This is a genomic window from Rhodococcus sp. MS13 (genome assembly GCF_013277835.1).
Taxonomy (GTDB): Bacteria; Actinomycetota; Actinomycetes; order Mycobacteriales; family Mycobacteriaceae; genus Rhodococcus_F; species Rhodococcus_F erythropolis.
Genome location: NZ_VBTL01000003.1, coordinates 286,864 through 307,681, shown reverse-complemented (window position 1 = coordinate 307,681; position 20,818 = coordinate 286,864). Strand labels below are relative to the sequence as shown.

The 20,818-nt window shown below is 62.6% G+C and carries 19 protein-coding genes, 1 tRNA gene and 1 pseudogene; 9 read left to right on the top strand and 12 right to left on the bottom strand.

Annotated elements, in window-relative coordinates; all coding sequences use genetic code 11:
* The 5 genes and pseudogenes from FEZ59_RS07110 to FEZ59_RS07090 all read right to left on the bottom strand — a co-directional run.
* A pseudogene (locus tag FEZ59_RS07110) lies at positions 1-1,311 on the bottom strand (hypothetical protein); the annotation flags it as partial.
* Positions 1,308-1,646 carry a hypothetical protein gene (locus tag FEZ59_RS07105; RefSeq protein ID WP_019746453.1) on the bottom strand — a complete coding sequence of 113 codons (339 nt, stop codon included), beginning with the start codon at positions 1,644-1,646 and terminating at the stop codon, positions 1,308-1,310. The pseudogene FEZ59_RS07110 and the gene FEZ59_RS07105, both read right to left, overlap by 4 nt.
* 62 nt (positions 1,647-1,708) lie before the next feature.
* Entirely contained in the window at positions 1,709-2,107 is a 399-nt protein-coding gene (locus FEZ59_RS07100; RefSeq protein WP_019746452.1) for a hypothetical protein, read from the bottom strand.
* Between the two features lie 91 nt (positions 2,108-2,198).
* Positions 2,199-2,882: an MspA family porin gene (locus tag FEZ59_RS07095; protein WP_029537404.1), complete on the bottom strand. Its 684-nt coding sequence runs from the start codon at positions 2,880-2,882 to the stop codon at positions 2,199-2,201.
* Positions 2,883-3,471: 589 nt separating this feature from the next.
* A complete protein-coding gene (locus FEZ59_RS07090; protein ID WP_223257880.1) occupies positions 3,472-4,323 on the bottom strand; it encodes a glycoside hydrolase family 43 protein in 852 nt (283 codons plus the stop codon).
* Positions 4,324-4,575: 252 nt separating this feature from the next.
* On the opposite strand from FEZ59_RS07090, the gene FEZ59_RS07085 reads away from it, so the two are divergent.
* A complete protein-coding gene (locus FEZ59_RS07085) occupies positions 4,576-5,070 on the top strand; it encodes a YfbM family protein (RefSeq protein ID WP_172932464.1) in 495 nt (164 codons plus the stop codon).
* A gap of 81 nt (positions 5,071-5,151) precedes the next feature.
* Here FEZ59_RS07085 and FEZ59_RS07080 read toward each other — a convergent pair.
* The 3 genes from FEZ59_RS07080 to FEZ59_RS07070 form a co-directional block, all read right to left on the bottom strand.
* Positions 5,152-5,241, bottom strand: a tRNA-Ser gene (locus tag FEZ59_RS07080).
* Positions 5,242-5,291: 50 nt separating this feature from the next.
* Positions 5,292-5,717 carry a MarR family transcriptional regulator gene (locus FEZ59_RS07075; RefSeq protein WP_020968140.1) on the bottom strand — a complete coding sequence of 142 codons (426 nt, stop codon included), beginning with the start codon at positions 5,715-5,717 and terminating at the stop codon, positions 5,292-5,294.
* Positions 5,718-5,845: 128 nt separating this feature from the next.
* A complete protein-coding gene (locus FEZ59_RS07070) occupies positions 5,846-7,084 on the bottom strand; it encodes a lactate 2-monooxygenase (protein ID WP_019746446.1) in 1,239 nt (412 codons plus the stop codon).
* Here FEZ59_RS07070 and FEZ59_RS07065 point away from each other — a divergent pair.
* Positions 7,083-8,072 carry an NAD(P)H-quinone oxidoreductase gene (locus FEZ59_RS07065; protein WP_172932463.1) on the top strand — a complete coding sequence of 330 codons (990 nt, stop codon included), beginning with the start codon at positions 7,083-7,085 and terminating at the stop codon, positions 8,070-8,072. The two genes, FEZ59_RS07070 and FEZ59_RS07065, sit on opposite strands and share 2 nt — an antisense overlap.
* Positions 8,073-8,087: 15 nt before the next feature.
* Here the strand turns inward: FEZ59_RS07065 and FEZ59_RS07060 are convergent, their stop codons facing one another.
* The gene (locus tag FEZ59_RS07060; protein ID WP_097388025.1) at positions 8,088-9,290 is read right to left on the bottom strand and encodes a cysteine desulfurase-like protein; all 1,203 of its coding nucleotides are present in this window, start codon (positions 9,288-9,290) and stop codon (positions 8,088-8,090) included.
* A 132-nt stretch (positions 9,291-9,422) separates the two neighbouring features.
* Here FEZ59_RS07060 and FEZ59_RS07055 point away from each other — a divergent pair, with 132 nt between their 5' ends.
* The 6 genes from FEZ59_RS07055 to FEZ59_RS07030 all read left to right on the top strand — a co-directional run bounded on the left by FEZ59_RS07055 (position 9,423) and on the right by FEZ59_RS07030 (position 14,757).
* The gene (locus tag FEZ59_RS07055) at positions 9,423-9,992 is read left to right on the top strand and encodes a bacterial proteasome activator family protein (RefSeq protein ID WP_003943894.1); all 570 of its coding nucleotides are present in this window, start codon (positions 9,423-9,425) and stop codon (positions 9,990-9,992) included.
* A gap of 64 nt (positions 9,993-10,056) precedes the next feature.
* Complete coding sequence (locus FEZ59_RS07050) at positions 10,057-10,929, top strand: ABC transporter permease (RefSeq protein ID WP_172932462.1); 873 nt, start codon at positions 10,057-10,059, stop codon at positions 10,927-10,929.
* A gap of 9 nt (positions 10,930-10,938) precedes the next feature.
* A complete protein-coding gene (locus tag FEZ59_RS07045) occupies positions 10,939-11,745 on the top strand; it encodes an ABC transporter ATP-binding protein (RefSeq protein WP_021332840.1) in 807 nt (268 codons plus the stop codon).
* Positions 11,742-12,638 (top strand): glycosyltransferase family 2 protein, encoded by an 897-nt coding sequence (locus tag FEZ59_RS07040; RefSeq protein WP_113683459.1) that lies wholly within the window; start codon positions 11,742-11,744, stop codon positions 12,636-12,638. The genes FEZ59_RS07045 and FEZ59_RS07040 overlap by 4 nt, the downstream gene beginning before the upstream one ends.
* 174 nt (positions 12,639-12,812) lie before the next feature.
* A complete protein-coding gene (gene rsgA / locus FEZ59_RS07035; RefSeq protein ID WP_172932461.1) occupies positions 12,813-13,883 on the top strand; it encodes a ribosome small subunit-dependent GTPase A in 1,071 nt (356 codons plus the stop codon).
* 46 nt (positions 13,884-13,929) lie between these two features.
* Entirely contained in the window at positions 13,930-14,757 is an 828-nt protein-coding gene (locus tag FEZ59_RS07030; RefSeq protein WP_172932460.1) for a class I SAM-dependent methyltransferase, read from the top strand.
* Between the two features lie 3 nt (positions 14,758-14,760).
* Here FEZ59_RS07030 and FEZ59_RS07025 read toward each other — a convergent pair whose 3' ends face one another.
* Positions 14,761-16,635, bottom strand: coding sequence for a glycosyltransferase (locus FEZ59_RS07025; protein ID WP_346343222.1), 1,875 nt, complete (start codon positions 16,633-16,635; stop codon positions 14,761-14,763).
* 85 nt (positions 16,636-16,720) lie between these two features.
* Positions 16,721-17,527, bottom strand: a complete 807-nt coding sequence (locus FEZ59_RS07020) for a glycosyltransferase (protein WP_021342488.1) — start codon at positions 17,525-17,527, stop codon at positions 16,721-16,723.
* 145 nt (positions 17,528-17,672) lie between these two features.
* On the opposite strand from FEZ59_RS07020, the gene FEZ59_RS07015 reads away from it, so the two are divergent.
* On the top strand, positions 17,673-19,883 hold the full coding sequence (locus FEZ59_RS07015) for a hypothetical protein (RefSeq protein WP_172932459.1): 2,211 nt from the start codon (positions 17,673-17,675) through the stop codon (positions 19,881-19,883).
* Here FEZ59_RS07015 and FEZ59_RS07010 read toward each other — a convergent pair.
* Positions 19,838-20,818: a Gfo/Idh/MocA family oxidoreductase gene (locus FEZ59_RS07010; protein ID WP_007731789.1), complete on the bottom strand. Its 981-nt coding sequence runs from the start codon at positions 20,816-20,818 to the stop codon at positions 19,838-19,840. The two genes, FEZ59_RS07015 and FEZ59_RS07010, sit on opposite strands and share 46 nt — an antisense overlap.

The following is a 20,818-nucleotide window of genomic DNA, read 5'->3' as shown; positions in this document are numbered from 1 at the left end:
TTCGGTGATCGGCGGTTCGGAGGCCTCGGAGTTAGGGTCACCGAGCATGAGCTGCTCGAGGCCTGAATCTGCCGGCTCCGGGGGGTTGGCGGCGAGGACGTTTTGTGCGTCCCTGCGTGCTTGTTCGCCCTCCGGGGTCATCGGGCCGATGAAGTTCGCCTGCGCTTCGAGCGCAGCACGTTCTTCCGGTGTCAGCTCCGGGTCGGCGAGGATCGGGTAGAGCAGGTTCTCGATACCGGCGGTGTCGACGACCTGAACGAGTTGCCCGTCCCGGATCTCGTAATGCGTCGGAACAGGAGTGCCGTTGGCGTCGTACGCCCACGGGGCATCGATTGTCGAGACCGGATTCCCGTCGGCGTCGAAGACGGTGACCGTGCCATCGGGGTTGACACTCATGTGACCGCCGGGCGGCACCGTCACCGGAATCACGGATTCGTGCGACGACGTTTCGTCGTGGATCAGGAAGAAGAACCGGCTTCCGCCGGTGATCGGATCGAACACCCGCAACGAGGACTGCCCGCCAGGTGCGTACGCAGTCAACGGCGACGCGACAGTCCCGACCGCCTGGGAGAGTACTGATTCGGGCGTGCGGGGGCTGAAAGGTCCCGGCCGCCCGCGCACTCCGATACCCGCAGCGGTGAACGCCGCGGCCCCGACGAGGACCAGTTCGAGATACCTGTCACGGCCCGAGTCCTCCCCGGTTGTGGAAACATCTGCTGCCGGATCCGGAACCGTTTGGGCCGGTGCGATATTCGAATCCGAATCCGAATCCGCGGGGATCGGTCCTGGACCGCGATCGGTGGTGGTTCCCTCACCCGGGGTGGGTGTGGGTGAGGGAACCGCTGATGCCGATGCATTGGGGAATGCACCGACACCAGTTTCCGAGGCCGGGGACTCGGAAGTAATGGGCGGAACCTCGATCGTCGGCACAGGGACGATGGGGGTGCCGTTGTAGGTGGGAAAGTTCGTCGGAGCATTGGCCCCGACATTTGGGCCACCGCCTGGAGCCTGCGCACCGGGGAGCCCGACAGTGGTCGTCGGCGCAGCTGTCGACGTCGTGGACGGCGCACTCAGGCACGGGTTGATGATCTCTGGCGGGATGGGCGCACCAGGTGGCAGCGACGCAATGAGATTCAGGTAGATCTGATGATCACGTGCCCGCACCGCCGCGCAGTCTTCTTCCGGCGTCGCGTTCGCCGGAGCGGCGGAGAGTGCGATTCCCGCACCGATCACTCCGGCCGCTCCGGTCAACAGCGCCCCGGCGGCAAGCACTCCCGCGAGAGTCCGGCGAAGTCGTCTACCGGACTTCACCGGTGCGCACCACGATTGTCACTCTTCTTCGTTCGGAGTAGCGCGATGAGTTTGTCTGCGCCCCACCAGAACAACCGTCCGGAGATCGACATCCACAAGAAGAATGCCAGGTAAACCAGGATCGTCCCGTAGTCGTTCGCCCAGCCGGCGAGCTTCCCGATCACCGCGAATGCCGCGATCAGCAACCCCAGTCCGACTGCGGTGGCGATCACAGCCTTGGAAAGTGGACTGAGTTCGCTGTCCGGATCCCAGTCATCAACGTCTGCAACGTCTTTGCTGTCGACGGCAGCGGGTTCCGTTTGCACACTGCGACGTTCGGCGTTGTTGACGGTCATGGCTGGAACTCCAAACAGGAAGGGAGAGCGGGGACAACGAGTCGCCGGTACTGGGCGCGGTATCAGTTCCAGTACTGGTAGGCCAGGGTGACGTACCCGGCGTTGGCCGGGTTGTTCGGATCAGCCAGGTAGACATCGACGTAGCCACCAGCATGTGCAGCGGCTTCGCCGATCACTACGCGGTCGGGGGCGCTGAGCTTGCCATCGGGGCCGACGGTGAGCGCCGAGCCCGGTGCGAGCTCAATCCACCGCTGCGAGCCTGGAACGATGTCGGAGATGGCGTCCGGGATCGGGCTCGCCGCCAACGCCGCGGTTTCCGCATTCGAGAGCGACAGACCGATCCGACCCTGCTCAGGTTCGACGATCGGAGTTGCAGCAGATGCCACGCCGGCGCCGAGAACACCGATCAGGGCGATACCTGCGCTGAGGGTTCCGGCAGTGGCCAAGGTACGAATCTTCATGATTTCTCCTTTGTGAGCGTGATGAGTAACCACCCCGGGACGGGACGGATCAGGAATTACTCGCCAGCAGCGCCGGCGAAGTCTGCGAGGGTCAGAGCCAGGCGGGATCGGAGTACACGAACAACGTGTTGTCGGACGTCGCCGTCGACACCGACAGTTGTGCGTACGAGCGGATCGTCACCGGCCCCATGCACGCATCAACCTTCACGTGCACGTTCTCTGCCGTGATCGACGCCTTCGACGACTCGAGATCCTTCTTCCCCAACGGAATCGTCGTGATCGTGCCCGGCGCAATCGTCGACTGAATACTCGGATTCACCGACGCATTCACACCCACGTTCGCCGACGGGACACCCGAAATACTCACACCGACAGACGGGCCGAGCGAAAAACCAAGCCCCAAGCCAAGTCCGGAGGAAACATCGATCTGGCAGCCGATCTGCAATCCCTGCTCGACATAACCGGTCTTCACTGCCGAATCGCCCTGACCACCGATCGTGCCGGTCACCTTCGCCGACACGAACCCCTCACGGGTGAACGCCGTCGTCGCCAGATTCGGCACCGGGTTCGCCGACAGTTTCGTGGCGGCAAGATCCAACGACCAACCGTCATCGGTGACAGTGCTCGCGAATTTGTCCGCCAACGCCGTCGGCGTTGCCGATGCACTCCCTGCGAAGACCACACCAGACGACAGCGCGGCAACCGCACACGTCGCGAGCCCCACTGCGACCCTCGATCGACGATGGGATAGGCCGTTTTGCGATTCGAGCGACATGAACTGCTCCTCCACGTGACACAGCAACCAGAGCGGTAGCCGACAACTAACTGAATTGGTTACCGGACGGTACCAATCGTCCTGTTTGCCCGCCAGCGCGCCGACTCCGCCATCTTGGATTTAGGGTGAACTTTCGGTAACAGATATATATCGACAGGCTTATCATCAGCAAAAAGGACCTAGGTCCCACTATGAGCAAGGTCACGGTTTGAAGGTAAGAAGAACCCTCAGAAACGGTGTGGCAAACCGAACTGAACCCACGTTTCGTGGGCCTCAGGGCATTTGAAGGCCGAAAGTGCGGACATCCAGCCAGTGCACGTACTTGAATGTGCAACCAACAGGCACTACTTGGCAATCGATCGCAATCAAGACACCTGAGCGGGGCCTAGGAGCGCAACTCTGCATGGTTCACGCGGAGATGTTCACTTCGTGGTCGGCGCGAACTCGCAAGACCCACTTGCGTCGCACCGTTAGCTTGTCAATCACTGATACGTGCAGACGACGCGCAGAAGTAGTACGCAAGTACGAGAAAAGGCTCTGACCAAGACCGGAGTCCTTGATCAGAGCCTTACCAACTCGGGGTCGAAAGTTATGCCGGTTCTCTCATGATGCCGAGATGCCGTGCAGTCCCGGACACCCCAGGAACCTCTTGCACAGGAGACCAGGTGTTCAGCCCGTCCGTGCTGTCGGAGTAGAGATACTTTCCTTCGGTATAGGCGTCGAGATAGATCCGCCAGTCGCCGCTCGGCAACTGAACCACGGCCGGACCTTCGACAAGCGAACCCCAATTCCCGGGCGGGACAAACGAATAAGGTCCCGTCACCGAAGGAGCGACCGCATGCTCGACGACCTTCTTCGTCTCGTTCTTGGTGAACGCATGATAGGTCGATCCGACTTTGACCACGGTGGTGTCGATGTGGTCCGCACCGATCCCGGCGAGTGGAACAGGCGGGCTCCACAACCGGAGCGACGGTTCCAACGCCGTCATCAGATACGGCACAAATCCTCCACCGGTCGACATCGACAGGATGACGTTGACGCGATCGCCGTCCACAAACCATTCAGGAGCCCAGGCCTTGGTGACGAATGGTGACAGCGACGGTCCGTCGCTGAAACCAGCCGAACCCGAGAAGCCCGGGGGGCTCGCAGAACCGGTGCCATCTCCCGTGCCAGGCATCAAGGCGCAGCAAAACGGAACCGGATAGTTCCCCAGCGGCGTCCAGTTGATGCGGTCGCTGCTGCGTGCGAACCCGATGTTCGCCCCACCACCCGTCGTGTAGGTGAGGTAATACAACCCGTCCGTGTTCCGGAAGATGCTCGGATCACGCACGAGCCCAGATGGCGGCCTGTACGCCGACTGCTGGACGAGCTGAAAGCCGGTGCCGTCGGCCGACTCGTAGACATCCATGTCACGGTCGCTGGCATTGCTGAACGCCACCATTGTGTATTTCCAGTCAGGCGGCGGCGCGGCGCTGCTGGCAGGGGCTGCGACCAGCAACCCCGCGACGACGAGGATCACCAGCGATACAACAGAAAGGCCGGTCCGTTTTGTCGGAATCACCGATGCAGTATGTATGACAGCTGGCTCACGATGGGTAGCTTCGGCGGTAGGTAGAGCAGGATCGTTACCTAAGGCGATTCGCCTTGTAGTGAGGGCGGGGACGCCGGCAAGGTCAGCCGTTAGCATCACGCCATGGAACTTGGAGTGCATTTCGCGCTGTCAGACAGCGTGGCAGCGGAACTTCTGGACGCGCGCGGCGACGACGACAAACTCGGCGCTGTGGTCGAGGACATCGAGGAGACGGGCCGATCCGAGTTCTCGTGCGACACGGACAAGGCGTGGGATCCGATCCTGTGCGCCCTCTCCAGCACGGGGTACGAGCGCGTGTCCGAGAACTGGCCGGCCTACGGCGTGATCTTGGGGGACGAAGACCTCAACACCGACACCGACGACCAACTCGTCACCTACCTGGCACCCGATCGGGTCGCCGAAGTCTCCTCTTACCTGGCGGAAATCACCGAATCCGAGTTCGGCGTGCGCTACGACGCGATGCCGCTCGACGACCGCAACCCGGAGTACGGTCCCGACGAGCGCCGGTACGCCTGGGGCTGGTTGCAGGAAGTGGCGGACTTTTTCCAGCGCGCGGCCCGAGAGAATCACCACGTGGTGTTCACGGTGCGGTTCTGACGCCCACTACCCGAGCAGTGTGACTCCGAAAACAGTAAAGGCTCTGACCTGGACCGAAGTCCGAGGTCAGAGCCTTTGCTTTGGCGGAAGCGGAGGGATTTGAACCCCCGGTGGGTTTAACGCCACGCTCGCTTTCAAGGCGAGTGCATTCGGCCGCTCTGCCACGCTTCCGTGGGCGATCCTATCGGGTGTTCCCGCGGACCGCGAAAACGGCTCCGACGTCAGCGCTCGCCGATGGCTTTGTCGACCTTCTCGAAGACGTCTGCCAGCACGTCCAGTTCCTGGGGAGTCAGCAGATCGACCAGATTGTTCCGCACTCCGGCCACGTGAGTAGGTGCCGCCTCGGCGAGGCGACGCCTACCCTCTTCCGTGATCCGCGCAAGTACGCCGCGACCATCTTCGACGCAAGTGTCGCGCACGACGATGCCCTGAGATTCCATCCGCCGGATCTGGTGCGTGAGGCGGCTGCGCGAAGACAGCACGCCGTCTGCCAGGTCACTCATCCGCAACGACCCGTCAGCTGACTCCGAGAGCATGACCAGAATGCGGTAATCGGCCAACGACAGGTCGTGTGAATCCTGCAGTTCGCGGTTGAGAACCTCCATGAGGCGCTGATTACCGTCCATGTAGCCGCGCCATGCACGCATCTCGCATGGCGTCAGCCACGGTGTCTCACCGTGCGCCGCCTGCGAGGTCTCCTCGGTTGTCGCTTCAGCTGTCACAGGTTCCAAGTTTAGACCTGTGTCCGCCCGTCACAGTAAGACTCACCCTAAAGTCACGAATTGGACATGAGGATCGAGGAATCGATTTCGGCGACCGATGCCAGCCCCGCCAGCCCCATCGTCAGATCCAGGTCGGCCAGGAGACTTCGGAGCGCATGACGCACTCCGTCAGCTCCGGCCAATCCCAATCCGTACACCCACGGTCGCCCGTACAGCACTGCGTCGGCACCCAAGGCCAGAGCCTTGATTACGTCTGCGCCACAACGAATTCCGGAGTCCATCAGGATGTCCACCTCATGCCCCACCGCATCAGCGACGGGACCGAGAGCGTCGAGCGCCGAAATCGACCCGTCGACCTGACGCCCACCATGGTTGCTCACGACAATGCCGTTGGCGCCGGCCGCAACGGCCTCACGTGCGTCGTCGGGATGGACAATTCCCTTCACCGCGATCGGAAGTGTCGTCCACTGGCGAAGTTTCGCGATATCCGCGATCCGCACCGCGTGATTGCCGAACAACGACACCCACGTCAGAACCGCGATCTGCAGGGCTTCTGCACTCTCCTCGGGAGGCGTCGCCAATTTGGCGCGGAACACCGGATCCGACAGATAGTTGGCAATACCCTTCGCCTGCAGGAACGGCAGGTGACCGAGCTCTAGATCCCTTGGACGCCAACCCATACCGGGAGTGTCGGCAGTCAGGACGATAGCCTTCGCGCCCGCCGTCTCCGCCCGACGGACAAACGACTCGGCAAGCTCGTCGTCGGCCGGCCAGTACAGCTGGTACCACCAGTTATCGCCCGAGGCCGCCGCTACGTCTTCGATGGTCGAAGACGCCGCCGTCGAGAGAATCGATCCGATCCCCAACTCGGCAGTGACCGAACCGACCGCAACCTCGGCGTCGTCGTGGACCAAGCCGAGCACTCCCACCGGAGCCGTCAGAATCGGTGCGGCCAACCGCGTCCCCAACACCTCGACGCTCAGATCGCGCGCGTCGGGCGCCGCAGTCCCCCGCAACATCCGCGGCACGATCGCATGCTTGTCGAACGCCCGCAGATTCGACACCGCGGTTCGTTCGGTCGACGCGCTACCGGCGATGTACCCGAAGGCCTCCGGTGAGAGTTGCTCGCGCGCGGCATCTTCCAAGCCTGCCGCAGTCATCGGCAAAGCCGGCTTCGCGCCGCTCAGTCCCGTCAGATAGATCTCGTTCTGCATGTTCCCGAAGTAAGTCACGTCCGCGACGGTAGCGGCAAAACACCCGTCAGCGGGGAGATTCGCTAGCGTCGTATCCATGTACGCCATAACGATCGATCAGCCCGGCGGCCCCGAGGTCATGAAATGGGCGCAGCAGCCCGATCCTGAACTACCTCGCGGGCACGTACTCGTCGAGGTCGCCGCGACCGCAGTCAACCGCGCCGACCTGCTCCAACGTCAAGGCTTCTACCCGCCGCCGCCCGGCGCGAGTGACATTCTCGGCCTCGAATGCTCGGGTGTGATCACCGAACTCGGCGAAGACGTCACCGGTTGGTCCGTCGGCGACGAAGTCTGCGCATTGCTGGCCGGCGGCGGTTACGCCGAGAAGGTTGCGGTCCCGGCAACACAACTTCTCCCCGTTCCCGCGGGCGTCGATCTCCGTGTCGCAGCGTCTCTGCCGGAAGTTGCGTGCACGGTGTGGTCGAACATCGTGATGCGCGGCGGCCTACGACGCGGACAGGTACTACTCGTCCATGGCGGTGGCGGCGGAATCGGCACCCACGCCATCCAGGTCGGCAAAGCCCTCGGCGCCCGCGTCGCAGTTACCGCGGGTTCGGAGGACAAATTGAACCGCTGCCGCGAATTGGGCGCGGATATTCTCATCAACTATCGCGACAGCGACTTCGTAGCATCACTCGCCGAAGCCACCGACAACCACGGCGCCGACGTGGTTCTGGACAACATGGGAGCGTCGTACCTCGGGCGCAACGTCGACGCACTCGCCATGGATGGCCACGTCGTGATCATCGGAATGCAGGGTGGCCGCAAGGGCGAGGTCGACATCGCCAAGCTGATGGGAAAGCGCGGAAACATCACGTCGACGGGCCTGCGCGGGCGTCCGCTCACCGGCCCCGGCGGTAAAGCGGACATCGTCGCCGACGTCCGTGCGAAGTTGTGGCCGTTGATCGCCGACGGATCGGTTCAACCGATCGTGTCGACCGAACTTCCGATCACCGAGGCGCCATTAGCCCATCAGTTGCTGGATTCGCCGGAAACCGTAGGCAAGGTCATCCTCACCGTGAAGTGAGCCGAGCGGGATCGATCAGCCCAGGGCGCCGAGTTCGGCGACCAGCTGATTGATCTCGTACCGCGTCGTGTACGGCGCAAGGCCGACGGTGACCGCGCCGCCTTCGTCGTTGACACCGAGGGCGTCGAGCAGCCTGGAACCACCATGCGTACCGCTGACCGTTGCGATGCGCTTGTCGGCCAGGTGCGCGGCGACCTTGTCTGCCGCCATCCCCTCGAGTGTGAAGCTGAGCGTCGGCACCCGCGTGGGTGCGCCGCCGATCACCATCACGTTGGACAGGGCTGCGAGAGAACGCATGAGGTGATCGAACAGACCGTCCTGATAGTCCTGCAGCGAGCTGATCGAGGTTTCGAGGCGCTCACGCCTGGTTCCCGTTGCCGATTCGTCCAAGCCCGCCAGGAAATCGATCGACGACGTGAGACCGGACAGCAGCGCGAACTGATGACCGCCCACCTCGAGTCGCTCGGCGCCACGCGCGTACGGGTTGAGCGACACGGCCGGAATTCGGTCGAGCAGTCCGGGATCGCGGAAGACGAGTGCGCCCACCTGTGGACCGCCCCACGACGGCGCGCTGACGGCAACGATGTCAGCCCCGAGATCAGCCATGTCCACATGCGCATATGGCGCTGCACCGACGGCGTCGACCACCATCAGTCCGCCGAATTCGTGCAGACGATCAGCTGCGGCACGGACGTTCGGAGCCGAACCGACGACCGGTGATGCGGCCGTCAAGGCCACCAAGCGAGTGGTCGAGGTGATGAGATCGTTGAACTGCCAACTCGGGAGCTCACACGTTTCGATTTCGACCTCGGCCCATCGCACCTGGGCGCCGTAGCGACTGGCCACGCGGAGCCAGGGTGCGACGTTGGCCTCTTCGTCGAGGCGCGAGAGCACGAGACCGGTTCCGAGGCCCAACCGCGAACTCAGCGACTCGGCGAGCCAAGCCAACAACACCGCTCGGTCTGATCCGAGAACGACTCCCGCAGGATCTCCGCCGACCAGATCGGCGACCGCGGTGCGCGCACTCTCGAGAATGGCAGCACTACGACGGTTCGAGACGTGGCGACCGGAGGAAGAAGACGCAGAGGCACGGAACGCGGTGGAGACCGTCCGCGAGACGGCGTCCGGGATCTGCATTCCGGCCTGCGGATCGAGGTGGATCCAGCCGTCACCGAGTGAGGGAATCAACCCCCGTACGCGGGCAACGTCGTAAGCCATGCTCGACACTCTAGGTGCAGACGCCCGCTTAGTCGAAGGCAGTCACCCAATTACCCGTCAGTACAGTTATTCCATAGCTAACTTTTTGGGGGTTACGCGGCGTTTGTCGCCCACACACGACAAGATGTAAGCATGACGAACCCCGACAAAGAGCAGGTACTCGTTATCGGACCCGACGGTCGACCCGTCGCGATGCCGGCGGCTGAGGCAGAGGCCTCCACCTCCGGCACCACCGAAGGCGCGGAATCCGAAGCCGAGTCCGTCGCCGAGATGGTCGAGCAGCCGGCGAAGGTCATGCGAATCGGCACGATGATCAAACAACTCTTGGAAGAAGTGCGCGCCGCACCGCTCGACGACGCCAGCCGCAAGCGCCTCAAGGACATCCACACCTCGTCCATCCGAGAACTGGAACAAGGCCTGGCACCCGAACTCCGTGAAGAACTCGAGCGACTGAGCCTCCCGTTCACCGACGACTCCATTCCCTCCGACGCCGAACTGCGAATCGCGCAGGCCCAACTCGTCGGCTGGCTCGAAGGACTGTTCCACGGAATTCAAACCGCACTGTTCGCCCAGCAGATGGCAGCGCGCGCTCAGCTCGAACAAATGCGTCAAGGCGCACTGCCTCCCGGCATGAGCATCGGGGCTCCGCATTCGCCTGCACATCCGGACCAACAGAGCCCGGGAACCGGCCAGTATCTGTAACCCGGACCACCACTAGGTCCGAGGGAAATCCGGCGCCGACGCCAGGCCGGTAGGCTCGACCTCCGTGTCAGCATCCGCAATCGAATCCGAGACGCCGGACGCACCTGCGCCCGTGTCCGACTCCCAGACGTTCCGTCGTGCGTTCAAAGACCTTCGCGACGGTCTGAATCAGCGTGAGTTGTGGCTCAGCCTCGGCTGGCAGGACATCAAACAGCGCTACCGCCGGTCGGTGATCGGTCCGTTCTGGATCACGATCTCCACCGGCGTCCAGGCCGCCGCGATGGGTCTTCTGTACTCTGCGCTGCTGAACATTCCGCTCAAGGAGTTCCTGCCGTACGTCACGGTCGGGCTGATCGTGTGGAACCTGATCAGTGCAGGCATCCTCGAAGGCTCCGAGGTCTTCATCGCCAACGAGGGCCTGATCAAGCAGTTGCCGTCGGCGTTGAGCGTGCACGTATATCGCCTGGTTTGGCGTCAGGTGCTGTTCTTCGCGCACAACTTTGCGATCTACATAGTTCTGCTGTTCGCGTTCAGCATCTGGCAGAACATGAGCTGGACGGCGCTCGCGGCAATACCGGCATTCGTGCTGATCGTGGCGAACACGCTGTGGGTCTCGATCGTCTTCGGCATCTTCTCCACCCGATACCGCGACATCGCCCCCATCCTGGGCAGCATGACGCTCCTGCTGTTCGTGCTGACGCCGATCATGTGGACAACTCAGGCCCTCAAGGACCAGGGCGGGCAAGCCAGCGAGCGAGTCCGGCTTGCCGAACTCAACCCGCTTTACCACTACCTCGAGATCATCCGAGCACCACTCATCGGAGCCGACCAGCAGGCGTACCACTGGTACATCGTCATCGCCTTCACCGTCGTCGGCTGGGCCGTCGCGATCCTGGCACTCCGCAAGTACCGGGCACGCGTGCCCTACTGGGTCTAGAGGAAACACATGAGTCAGCCAGTCAGCATCCACACGCAGAACGCGTGCGTCGACTTCCCGATCTTCGACGCGAAATCCCGCTCGCTCAAGAAGGCCTTTCTCGGCAAAGCCGGAGGATCCATCGGCCGCAACGACTCCGACGTCGTTGTCGTCGAAGCGCTCCGCGACATCACGATGACGCTCAAGGAAGGCGACCGCATCGGGCTCGTCGGCCACAACGGCGCCGGCAAATCCACCCTGCTGCGCCTGCTCTCCGGAATCTACGAACCCACCCGGGGCTCCGCCAGCATTCGCGGACGCGTCGCACCCGTCTTCGACCTCGGTGTCGGCATGGACCCGGAAATTTCCGGGTACGAGAACATCATCATCCGCGGCCTGTTCCTCGGTCAGACCCGCAAGCAGATGCTCGCGAAGATGGACGAGATCGCCGAATTCACCGAACTTGGTGATTACCTCTCGATGCCGTTGCGCACTTACTCCACCGGCATGCGCGTGCGCGTTGCCATGGGCGTCGTGACCAGTATCGATCCTGAGATCTTGCTTCTCGACGAGGGCATCGGTGCCGTCGACGCCGAATTCATGAAGAAGGCCCGCATCCGGCTGCAGAAGCTGGTAGAACGCTCCGGCATCCTGGTATTCGCCAGCCACTCCAACGAATTCCTCGCTCAGCTGTGCAACAGTGCGATGTGGATCGACCACGGCCAGATCCGCATGCAAGGCGACATCGAAGACGTCGTGCGCGCCTACGAAGGTGACGACGCCGCCGAACATGTGCGCCACGTGATCAAGGAAATGGAACGGGAGAACACCCCGTGAGCGCACCCGAGAAAATCATCGGGGTCGTCGTCACTCACAAGCGTCGTGAACTGCTGGCCGAATCCTTGAAGGTTCTCAGCACCCAGTCGCGTCCGCTCGATCATCTGGTTGTCGTCGACAATGCCGACGAAGCCGATGTGAAAGAGCTCGTCGACAACGCTCCACTGCCGACCAGTTACATCGGTTCTCAGCACAACCTCGGCGGTGCCGGAGGATTTGCTCTGGGCATTCTCTACGCACTTTCGCTCGGTGCCGACCGCGTCTGGCTCGCCGACGACGACGGCCGCCCGGAGGGACCCGAAGTCCTGGAAACACTGCTCGACTGTGCAATTCGAAACGACCTGGCCGAGGTCTCCCCCGTCGTCTGCGACATCGACAACCCCGACCGCCTCGCGTTCCCACTGCGCCGCGGCACGTCGTGGCGCCGGTTGCGCTCCGAGCTCGGCGACGAGGATCTCCTGCCAGGCATCGCGTCTCTCTTCAACGGCGCACTGTTCACAGCCGACGCGATCGATGCCGTCGGAGTTCCGGATCTACGCCTGTTCGTCCGCGGCGACGAGGTCGAGGTACACCGTCGCCTCGTCCGCTCCGGCCTGAAGTTCGGCACCTGCCTGCAAACTGCTTACGTCCACCCCAACGGCGCGGACGAGTTCAAGCCGATCCTCGGCGGTCGCATGCACACGCAGTACCCCGACAACGACACGAAGCGCTACTTCACGTACCGCAACCGTGGATACATCCTCTCCCAACCGGGAATGCGGAAACTGCTTCCGCAGGAATGGGTTCGGTTCGGCTGGTACTTCCTGATCACCCGTCGCGATCCGGCAGGACTGCGCGAGTGGATGCGATTGCGCAAGCTCGGCCGGGAAGAGAAGTTCGAACGTCCGAGTTAAGTCGGCCGCCCCGAGTTAATTCAGTTGCACAGTCGCGTCTGCGGCTGAGACGATTCTGATCCGACGCATGGTGCGTCCTGAGATTTTCGAGGAGTGAGTATTGATGACTGTCGTGTTCCGCAGTTTCAGCGCCGTCAACATTCACACTTCTTCGTACTCGAGGACACAATCACCATGTCGGAAAACAGCACGCCCCTGACCGAATACGGTTGGAACGCAACACTCTCGAACACATTCACTGCCCTGGCGCCCCCGGACTCCGTACCCGGGCGCGTTCTTCGCGTCGACCGCGGACGGTGTGACGTGGCCATCGCTGAAGGTACAGTTCGCGCACTCAGCGGCAGCGATCCACTCTGTACGGGTGACTGGGTCGCCGTGGCCGAGTTACGGGACTCACGCGAACCCGAGATGCGCACGGTCACTTCGATACTCCCTCGATCAAGCAGCATCGTTCGATCCTCGGCATCCGGAAAATCGGAAGGCCAGATTCTGGCGGCCAATGTCGACACCGTCGTCATCGCCACAGCTTCGGACGGCGACGTCGATCTCGGGCGCATCGAGCGACTACTCGCACTCGCCTGGGAAAGTGGTGCAACCCCTGTCGTCGCACTCACCAAATCGGATGCAGCTCACTATATCTCCGACACTCTCGCCGAGGTCTCTGCCATTGCGCCCGGCGCAACAGTGCTGGCTGTGAGTGCCGAGACCAACGAAGGAATGGATGTACTCGATGCAGTTCTGGACGGCACCGTGGCGATACTCGGTCCATCCGGCGCCGGTAAGTCGACGCTCGCGAACGCCCTCCTCGCGGACACCACAGGTGCCGATCGACTCGAGACCGGTCGCGTTCGGACCGGCGACGGAAAGGGACGCCACACCACCGTCACGAGAGAACTGATCCCCTTCTCCGGCGGCCGGACGTTGATCGACACACCCGGCCTGCGAGGGGTCGGCATGTGGAACGCGGCGGAGGGGATCGACAAGACGTTCCCCGAGATCGAGGAGCTGATTGCAGGGTGCCGGTTCTCCGATTGCGCACACAACTCCGAGCCGGGATGCGCAGTCCTGAGCGCACTCAGGCGCGGCGATATCGACGAACGGAGACTTGCGAGCTACCGGAAACTACAGCGAGAGAATGCATGGAACGCCGCGCGAAGCGATGCTCGTCTGCAGGCAGAGAGGACGCGGGAGATCAAGGTGATCTCCCGACAACTCAAGAGTCACTACCGCGGTCGGGACCGGTAGCGAACAAAGCCTGGCAGCATGGGAGTGATCCCGACGAGAGGTTGCCATGTTCGAGCAGTTCCGTTCCAGCGCCAGAACCAAGCTTCAGCGTGCGGTATCCGAGGTGGTCGAGGCCGCCGACCGGCGCAACGCAGATCGCACGCAACAGATCCTCGATGCTCTGACGCTCTCACGTGACGAACTGGCCGGGGCCCGCGGTGACATCGCGGGCCTCCGGTCCAGGATCGACGAACTGGAATTTCGTCAGCGACGGGATCTGGCCTACGCCGTCGACCTGCAAGCGACGGCATCGACCGCAGAGTTCATCCTCGAACACCTTCGCGTCGCCGAGACGTTCGCCCACCCACACGACACGCTTCGCCATGCACTGGGATTGATCGAAATACCCGGCATGGCACTCGAATTCGGCGTTGCCAGCGGAACCACACTCAGGATCATCGCGGAGGCATTCACCGAACGTGAAGGGACCGTCGCGGGTTTCGACGTGTTCTCCGGCCTTCCGGAAACCTGGCGGACCGGGTTCCCGGTTGGTGAGTTCGCTCAGGAATCAGTCCCCGAAGTACCTGGAGCGCAACTTGTTCCGGGCCTCTTCGAGGACACCCTGCCCTCGTTCCTGAACGACGAACCCGGCCCCGTTGCGTTCCTGCACCTCGACGCCGATCTCTACTCGTCCACCAAGACGGTGCTCGATCTCCTCGGCGACCGCCTGGTACCCGGGTCGATCGTCGTCTTCGACGAATTCTTCAACTATCCCGGGTGGCAGCAGCACGAGTACCGGGCGTGGACGGAGTTCGTCACACGCACCGGCATCTCGTTCGAATACCTCGGGTACACCGTCGACAACGAGCAGGTGATCGTCGAGATCACCAGCTGAGGCTCACTTCTCGTACAGTCGAGCCCAGTTCTCGCGGCTGGTGAGCTGCGGGAACTCGCGAGCGAATGCTTCAGCCACACTTGGCGCTTCGGCGAGGAACCGCTTCATGACGCCGGCGAGGCGGCCGCTCATCTCGGCGGCCTTTTCGCTGTCGAAGCGGCGTTCACGCACGCCTCCCTGCGAAGCATCGGTGACGAAGACGTGATCGAAACGTCCGACGTGCCACCACTGCGCATCTTCGTACGAGATCGCCACCGGGCCCCGCTCCAGATGATTGCGCGCCTGCATCACAGCACGTTTCGCGAGAACCAGGTCTGTCCACAAACCGGGTTTCGGGCTGGGCGCAACGCGACGGATCGGCAGCCTTCCCGGCAGCTCCGACGCCGGGCGAGTTACCGTCTCGGGGAAGCGCTTACGTTCCTGGTTGATCGCGGCAAGCGCCTCCTGCCCACCGTCCGCCAAACCTTCCGGCCCCTCGAGGAATCCCTCGATCGCCCGGAGTTGCGTGTGTGCAAGGCCGTACTGCAACCCGACGATCGAATGCGAAATGTCGCGAGAGAGTTGCTTCGCGAGCGTTTTGGGCGCGAACCCCGGGTCGAGCGAAGCGGTGATGAGTCCGTTGCGCGTACTGAAGTAGTGCGCAAAACCGTCGACGTCCTTCCAGTAGAAGTCCGCATGCCACACAGCAGCCGACGGCAACGTGATGGTGGGAATCCCGGCCCGCCCAGCCCGCAAGCTGTACTCGACGTCGTCCCACTGGAAGAAGACCGGCAGTGGCAAGCCGATCCGCTCGATGGCTTCGGCAGGGATCAGGCAAGACCACCAGCCGTTGTATTCGGCGTCCACGCGACGTTCCGGCAGCTTCTCGAGCACACTCCGGTTGCGAACACCGTGCTCATCGGTCGGTACACCACGCTGAAGCGTGCCCAGATCGACGCGTTCACCTGAAGCCAGCAGGTAGTCGGGGTTGAACAGGAAGAGCATCTGGGCACCGATCAACGCCGGCTCCGTCGTCATGTTCGCGAACGCACTCAGTCGAAGAACCGATTCGGGTTCGCACAGAATGTCGTCGTCCATCAAGATCACGTCGGCGTGCGGCCCGGCCGCCGAAGCCTCGTACAGGCCCCGGGTGAATCCGCCGGCACCACCCAGATTCGCCTGCCGCAGATATTGCAACCGCGAACCGAACTTCTTCGACACTTCCTGGAACAGCTCACGGCTCTCTACCGGATCCGTTCCCTGATCGACGACGTACAGAGCGTCGAGCAACGCGAGTACACGTTCGTCAGACGCGAGGGCCTCGACCGTGCGCGCGCAGTCGTCCGCACGATTGAATGTGCAGATCGCCACGGCTACCGGGCGAATCGACTCCGGGGAGGCGACGGTCCATTCCACGTCGTCGACCACTGCGCCGCCACCCTGCGCTTCGAACTGCAGCCACAGTGCCCCGCCGTCGACGAAAGTATCGAGCGGGGCGGTCATGGACACTCGCTCGTCGCCGGTCACGACGACGTTCGTCACGATACGACGGTGGCCACCGATGTCCGAGGCCTGGATCTGGATGCGGCAAGCGGTATCGGCCACGACATGTGCAGTGACGGTGACCTCGGTGACATTGGTCCAGCGCTGCCAGTAGCTGGCCGGAAAACGACCGAAGAAGGTATTGGTGTGCGCGACCGCGCCCGGCTGAAGCCGCAACTCGAACCGCGATCGCGTCGACATACCGACCTTGGTCACCGCATACAGTTCGTCACTGGCGACGGGCGAAGTTCCGGTGAACAACGTCCGCTGCGCCAGCAGTCGATCCGACGTCGCGCTGCGTTCGATCAACTCGACTCCGGAATCGGACTGGTCATCGGTCGTGTTCACGGTATCCACGCCCCGCAGGGTATCGCGAATCCGCACCTCGGCGCCCCGGGCACCGAGACACACCAGGTCTACCCGCGATTGCCCGCGATTACTCCTAGCGATCACTCACTGCAGCGGCCGCCCGCAGCTCGGTCTTTCGCCGACGAAGCGACAACAAACCCTTCGCCATCTGGATCACGTCCTTGGGCGAGATACGGCTTGCATGCGCCAGATGATCGTCGCTGAGTCGGATCGGGACCTCGACCGGGCGTACTCCGGCCAATTCGAGGGCGTAGTCCAGTTCGGTGGTGAAAAGGAAGCCACGCTCGGTCAACGAGGGTGCGATTCGACGCAGCAAGACACCGTCGACGATGAAAGTTCCCTGGGGATCGCCCGTGCGGGTACCCAGCACCACCCGTCGCAGCGTCGCGAATCCACCCGTCATCACCGAACGCAGCAAGCCACGTTCCACCTCTGATTCCGAATGAGCCTTCGAACCGATGACCACCGGCGGGACGGACCCTAGATCCGCCATCACGCGGTCGGCGCCTTCGATGTCACCGAAACCGAACGGAAGGTCGTCCGCGGTGAGCAACACGCGTCGTCCACGAGAAGCTAGCGTCCCGGCGCGAAGCGCTGCGCCCATCCCTTTGTCGCTGCTCATCGGCAGGAAGGTCACTCCAGGCCAAGACCAGGAAGCTGCCAGAGCAGCACACACGTCGGCAGTGTTGTCCGTCGAACCGTTCTCCACGACGATGATCTCGACCTGACCGGCGCTCTCGGCCGGGCGGTTGGTGAAGTAGTCGGCGAATTGACGCACCGTCGACTCCAGCACCTCGCCTGAGTTGTATGCGGGGATGATCACCGAGAGTTCCGGCGTAGCTGGTTCCCCACGAACGGGTTCCGTTCGCGATGTCGCCACGTCCCGATCTCCTTACTTCCCCGACTGCAGTTCGAACTCGTCGGAATACTACGCTCCGAGAAACAAGGCGCAGCCCAGGCTCCGAGAAAAAGAGCACGACCCAGGCTCCGAACAACAGCCATCGACTCGAAGACGAAAGCACATCGTGAAATCTGACTTACCGCTCGCACAACGCGTGGTGCCGCCAATTCTTCTCGCCGCTCTGGTGTCGATCGTCGCCGCCATCCCACTGATCTCCAATCGGTGGTTCTACTACTGGGACGACAGCGCAGCAGCTTTCACGCCTGGTTGGCACACGATCGGCGAGCGAATCCTGTCCGGGTCATGGCCGACGCTCATTCCCGAATTGTGGGCCGGCGGCAATGTCACAGCCGAAGCCCTTTACGGGACATACAATCCCGTGATCCTTCTGGATTCGGTTGCCATTGCACTCATTCCAAACCTGGGAATCGGAATCACCCTGGTCAAGATGCAATTCATGGCGATTCTCGCGGTAGGCGTTTATCTGGTGGCCCGCCAGTACGGCGCCAATCGGTCGATGGCTTTCATCGCCGGATTTGCCATGCCGTTCGCCGGATACACGCTCTATTTCGACGCCTCCAGTTGGGCGTCCGGGCTGATCGCCTTCGCCTGGATCCCCCACGTCTGGTGGTCTACCCGCGCCAGCGCCCTCGGCCGAGTGAACCCCCTGGTACCCATCATTTTCGGCTATCTTGCGATGACCACCGGAAACCCGTACGGCGCTGTCGGTGTCGCGGTCGTCTACCTCGCTGTCATAGCGGAATGCATCGCAATCAAACGCGCAGGCAGCATCAAATCACTGATGATCAGCGCGGCAGCGATCATCATGATGTCGCTGATCGTGTATCTACCATTGCTCTTCACCACCGGCGTGTCGGTGCGTACTCAGTCCGGAATCGCGAACGACGGTTCGCTTCGACCCGATCTCGGTGACCTGCTCAACCTCTCCGGCCCGTCGAACCAGCCGTACGTCACCGCTTTCGCTTCGCCTGCCATGACGATTCCACTGGTGTACCTGGCCTGGTTCCTCATACCGCTCGCACCGTGGATTCAATGGAAGTCACTGAAGAAGTTGGGCCGCCACAGTGTCTCGCTGTTCGTATTCGGCGGAATCTACGTCGTACTACTTCTCGGACCGTCGAATCTCTGGCTGTTCCGTTGGCCAGCGCGACTGCTCGAGTACGGTCAACTGCCCGCAATCGTGGTCACGGCGGTCGCGCTCTCTGCCGGACTGCATCGTGACCGTATCCAGGCGAGAGCAATCATCACCGCGGGATTGTTGGCACTGCAGTTCTACCTTGCCTGGTCGAATGTCCCGGAAGACATCGGTATTCACTCGGCATCGCTGCTCATCACCGTGGTTCTCACCGTTTTCGCGTTGGTCGTGGCCTACCGAAAGCCCCGCTACCTCGCCGGTGCACTCGCTGTCGGCATCGTCGTCGTGCTCAGTGCTCAGACCAATTTCTGGTTCACCGGAAACTACAACGTGACACCGTGGAAGTTCCCCAGGCAGGTGGCATTCCTGGAGTCCAAGTTCGAGGACCGTTACCAGGGAACCACTTTCGCGATTGCCGACCCCGTCAACATCCCGCCGGACAACGAAACCGGGCAGTGGGGTGACCTCCTGTTCGGCAGCGCCTGGCAGCCTGCCGGAGTCAATGCCGTCAACAGCTACGCCGGAATCAGCTACAACGATTTCGTTCAAGCACTGTGCTTGAACTACTACGGCGGCGTCCAGTGTCCGGACGGCGTCGACCGACTGCTCGCCGAATCGCCGGGAACGGGTGTGTCCTGGCTCGACGCGATGCGCGTCGACACGGTCGTCGTTCAGAATTCCGGACCGTACGGCGGAAAACGCGCCCTCGACGCCCTACCCGAGGGCGAGTGGACCGTATCGCCGGATCGGGTGGTCACGGTCGGCCATCGCACCACCGAGCATCAGTGGCCCGACGGTCGCGTATCGGCAACGACGCCTGGTCTCGACGTGCGTGGCGATGCCGCCGCTACGGACACCAGGGAAACCGTCGAATACACCGGATCAGGCACGGTCACATTCGCCCTGCTGGCCTGGCCGGGTTGGAGCGCGACCGTAGATGGTCAGACGGTCGAGACGAAGGCCAGCCCCGGCGGGTTGTTGCAGGTGGATCTACCGCCGAGCGCCGAATCCGGATCTATCCTCACCATCGAATTCAGTCCACCCGGAAGTACTTTCGGTTGGACTGTCGCCGGCGTCGGACTGCTCCTGGCACTGTCTCAAGGAGCGTGGGCCTTCCGACGCCGACGCAGCGGTCAGGACGACAACGCTGCAGCCAACGCAGATTCTGTCACCTCGTGAACCGCGCGGTGAGCGGGCAGAATCGACGCTCGCTCACCGTCTGCGTCGCCGGTGCCCTGCACCAATCCGAGGAAATGCGTCAGCTGCGCGGCAAGCGGTTCCTCGCTGTAGCGGATCGTCGGAATTTCGATGACCGTCTGCTGCTGGTAGCCGTCCCGATCGGTAGGCATGTTGTCGTCGATGTGCCGGTAGATCGTGATGTCGCGACGCAAGAGATCGATCTCGATGAGTCGATCGGCCTCGAGCAACGACAGCTGGCGAATCTTGCGCTGACTGATCCGGCTCGCGGAAATCGTTGCAACAGCACCTGATCCGAAGCGCAATACGGCGTCGGCGCAATCTTCCGACCGGTTCTGCACGGACGTCGGGTGGAAGTAGCCGAACTCCCCTTTTGCCAAACTGGGTTCCGAGCCGGCAAATCCGATGGCAAGGTCGATATCGTGAATCAGCAGGTCCGTCGCGACACCCGTCGGAATGCGGGAAACGAACGGCGAGTGGCGGATACCGTTCACCTGCCACACATCGCCGGAGAACTCGCGGGCGGTGCGAACAGCAGGATTGAAGCGTTCGAGCAGTCCACACATCAGTGGAACACCGGACGCGCGCGAACGATCGACCAGGTCGACGCTCTGCTCGTACGTCGCAGCCAACGGCTTCTCCACCAGGACAGGCTTACCCAGATCGAGAACCCGCCCGGCCAACTCGTAGTGCGCCGGCGTAGCCGCGGCGATCACCACGGCGTCGATACCGTCGAGCGAGTCGAAATCGGCGGCCCAACGCGTATCGAACCGCGCAGCAACAGCTTTGCCCTGCTCCTCGCGCGGCTCGATCAGCAGATCCAACTCGCACAGCGGCGACTGCGCGATGACCCGCGCATGCAGCGAGCCCATCTGACCGGATCCGACAAGAGCGATACGTGGCTTGCTAGCAGTCAT

What these genes read in the sequence shown, in the direction of transcription:
- FEZ59_RS07010 (WP_007731789.1), bottom strand. Translation starts at nt 20,818, where the DNA reads ATGACTGCTAGCAAGCCACGTATCGCTCTTGTCGGATCCGGTCAGATG.
- FEZ59_RS07055 (WP_003943894.1), top strand. Translation starts at nt 9,423, where the DNA reads ATGACGAACCCCGACAAAGAGCAGGTACTCGTTATCGGACCCGACGGT.
- FEZ59_RS07030 (WP_172932460.1), top strand. Translation starts at nt 13,930, where the DNA reads ATGTTCGAGCAGTTCCGTTCCAGCGCCAGAACCAAGCTTCAGCGTGCG.
- FEZ59_RS07065 (WP_172932463.1), top strand. Translation starts at nt 7,083, where the DNA reads ATGTACGCCATAACGATCGATCAGCCCGGCGGCCCCGAGGTCATGAAA.
- FEZ59_RS07085 (WP_172932464.1), top strand. Translation starts at nt 4,576, where the DNA reads ATGGAACTTGGAGTGCATTTCGCGCTGTCAGACAGCGTGGCAGCGGAA.
- FEZ59_RS07045 (WP_021332840.1), top strand. Translation starts at nt 10,939, where the DNA reads ATGAGTCAGCCAGTCAGCATCCACACGCAGAACGCGTGCGTCGACTTC.
- rsgA (WP_172932461.1), top strand. Translation starts at nt 12,813, where the DNA reads ATGTCGGAAAACAGCACGCCCCTGACCGAATACGGTTGGAACGCAACA.
- FEZ59_RS07095 (WP_029537404.1), bottom strand. Translation starts at nt 2,882, where the DNA reads ATGTCGCTCGAATCGCAAAACGGCCTATCCCATCGTCGATCGAGGGTC.
- FEZ59_RS07075 (WP_020968140.1), bottom strand. Translation starts at nt 5,717, where the DNA reads ATGCGTGCATGGCGCGGCTACATGGACGGTAATCAGCGCCTCATGGAG.
- FEZ59_RS07090 (WP_223257880.1), bottom strand. Translation starts at nt 4,323, where the DNA reads ATGGTGGCGTTCAGCAATGCCAGCGACCGTGACATGGATGTCTACGAG.
- FEZ59_RS07060 (WP_097388025.1), bottom strand. Translation starts at nt 9,290, where the DNA reads ATGGCTTACGACGTTGCCCGCGTACGGGGGTTGATTCCCTCACTCGGT.
- FEZ59_RS07070 (WP_019746446.1), bottom strand. Translation starts at nt 7,084, where the DNA reads ATGGATACGACGCTAGCGAATCTCCCCGCTGACGGGTGTTTTGCCGCT.
- FEZ59_RS07105 (WP_019746453.1), bottom strand. Translation starts at nt 1,646, where the DNA reads ATGACCGTCAACAACGCCGAACGTCGCAGTGTGCAAACGGAACCCGCT.
- FEZ59_RS07100 (WP_019746452.1), bottom strand. Translation starts at nt 2,107, where the DNA reads ATGAAGATTCGTACCTTGGCCACTGCCGGAACCCTCAGCGCAGGTATC.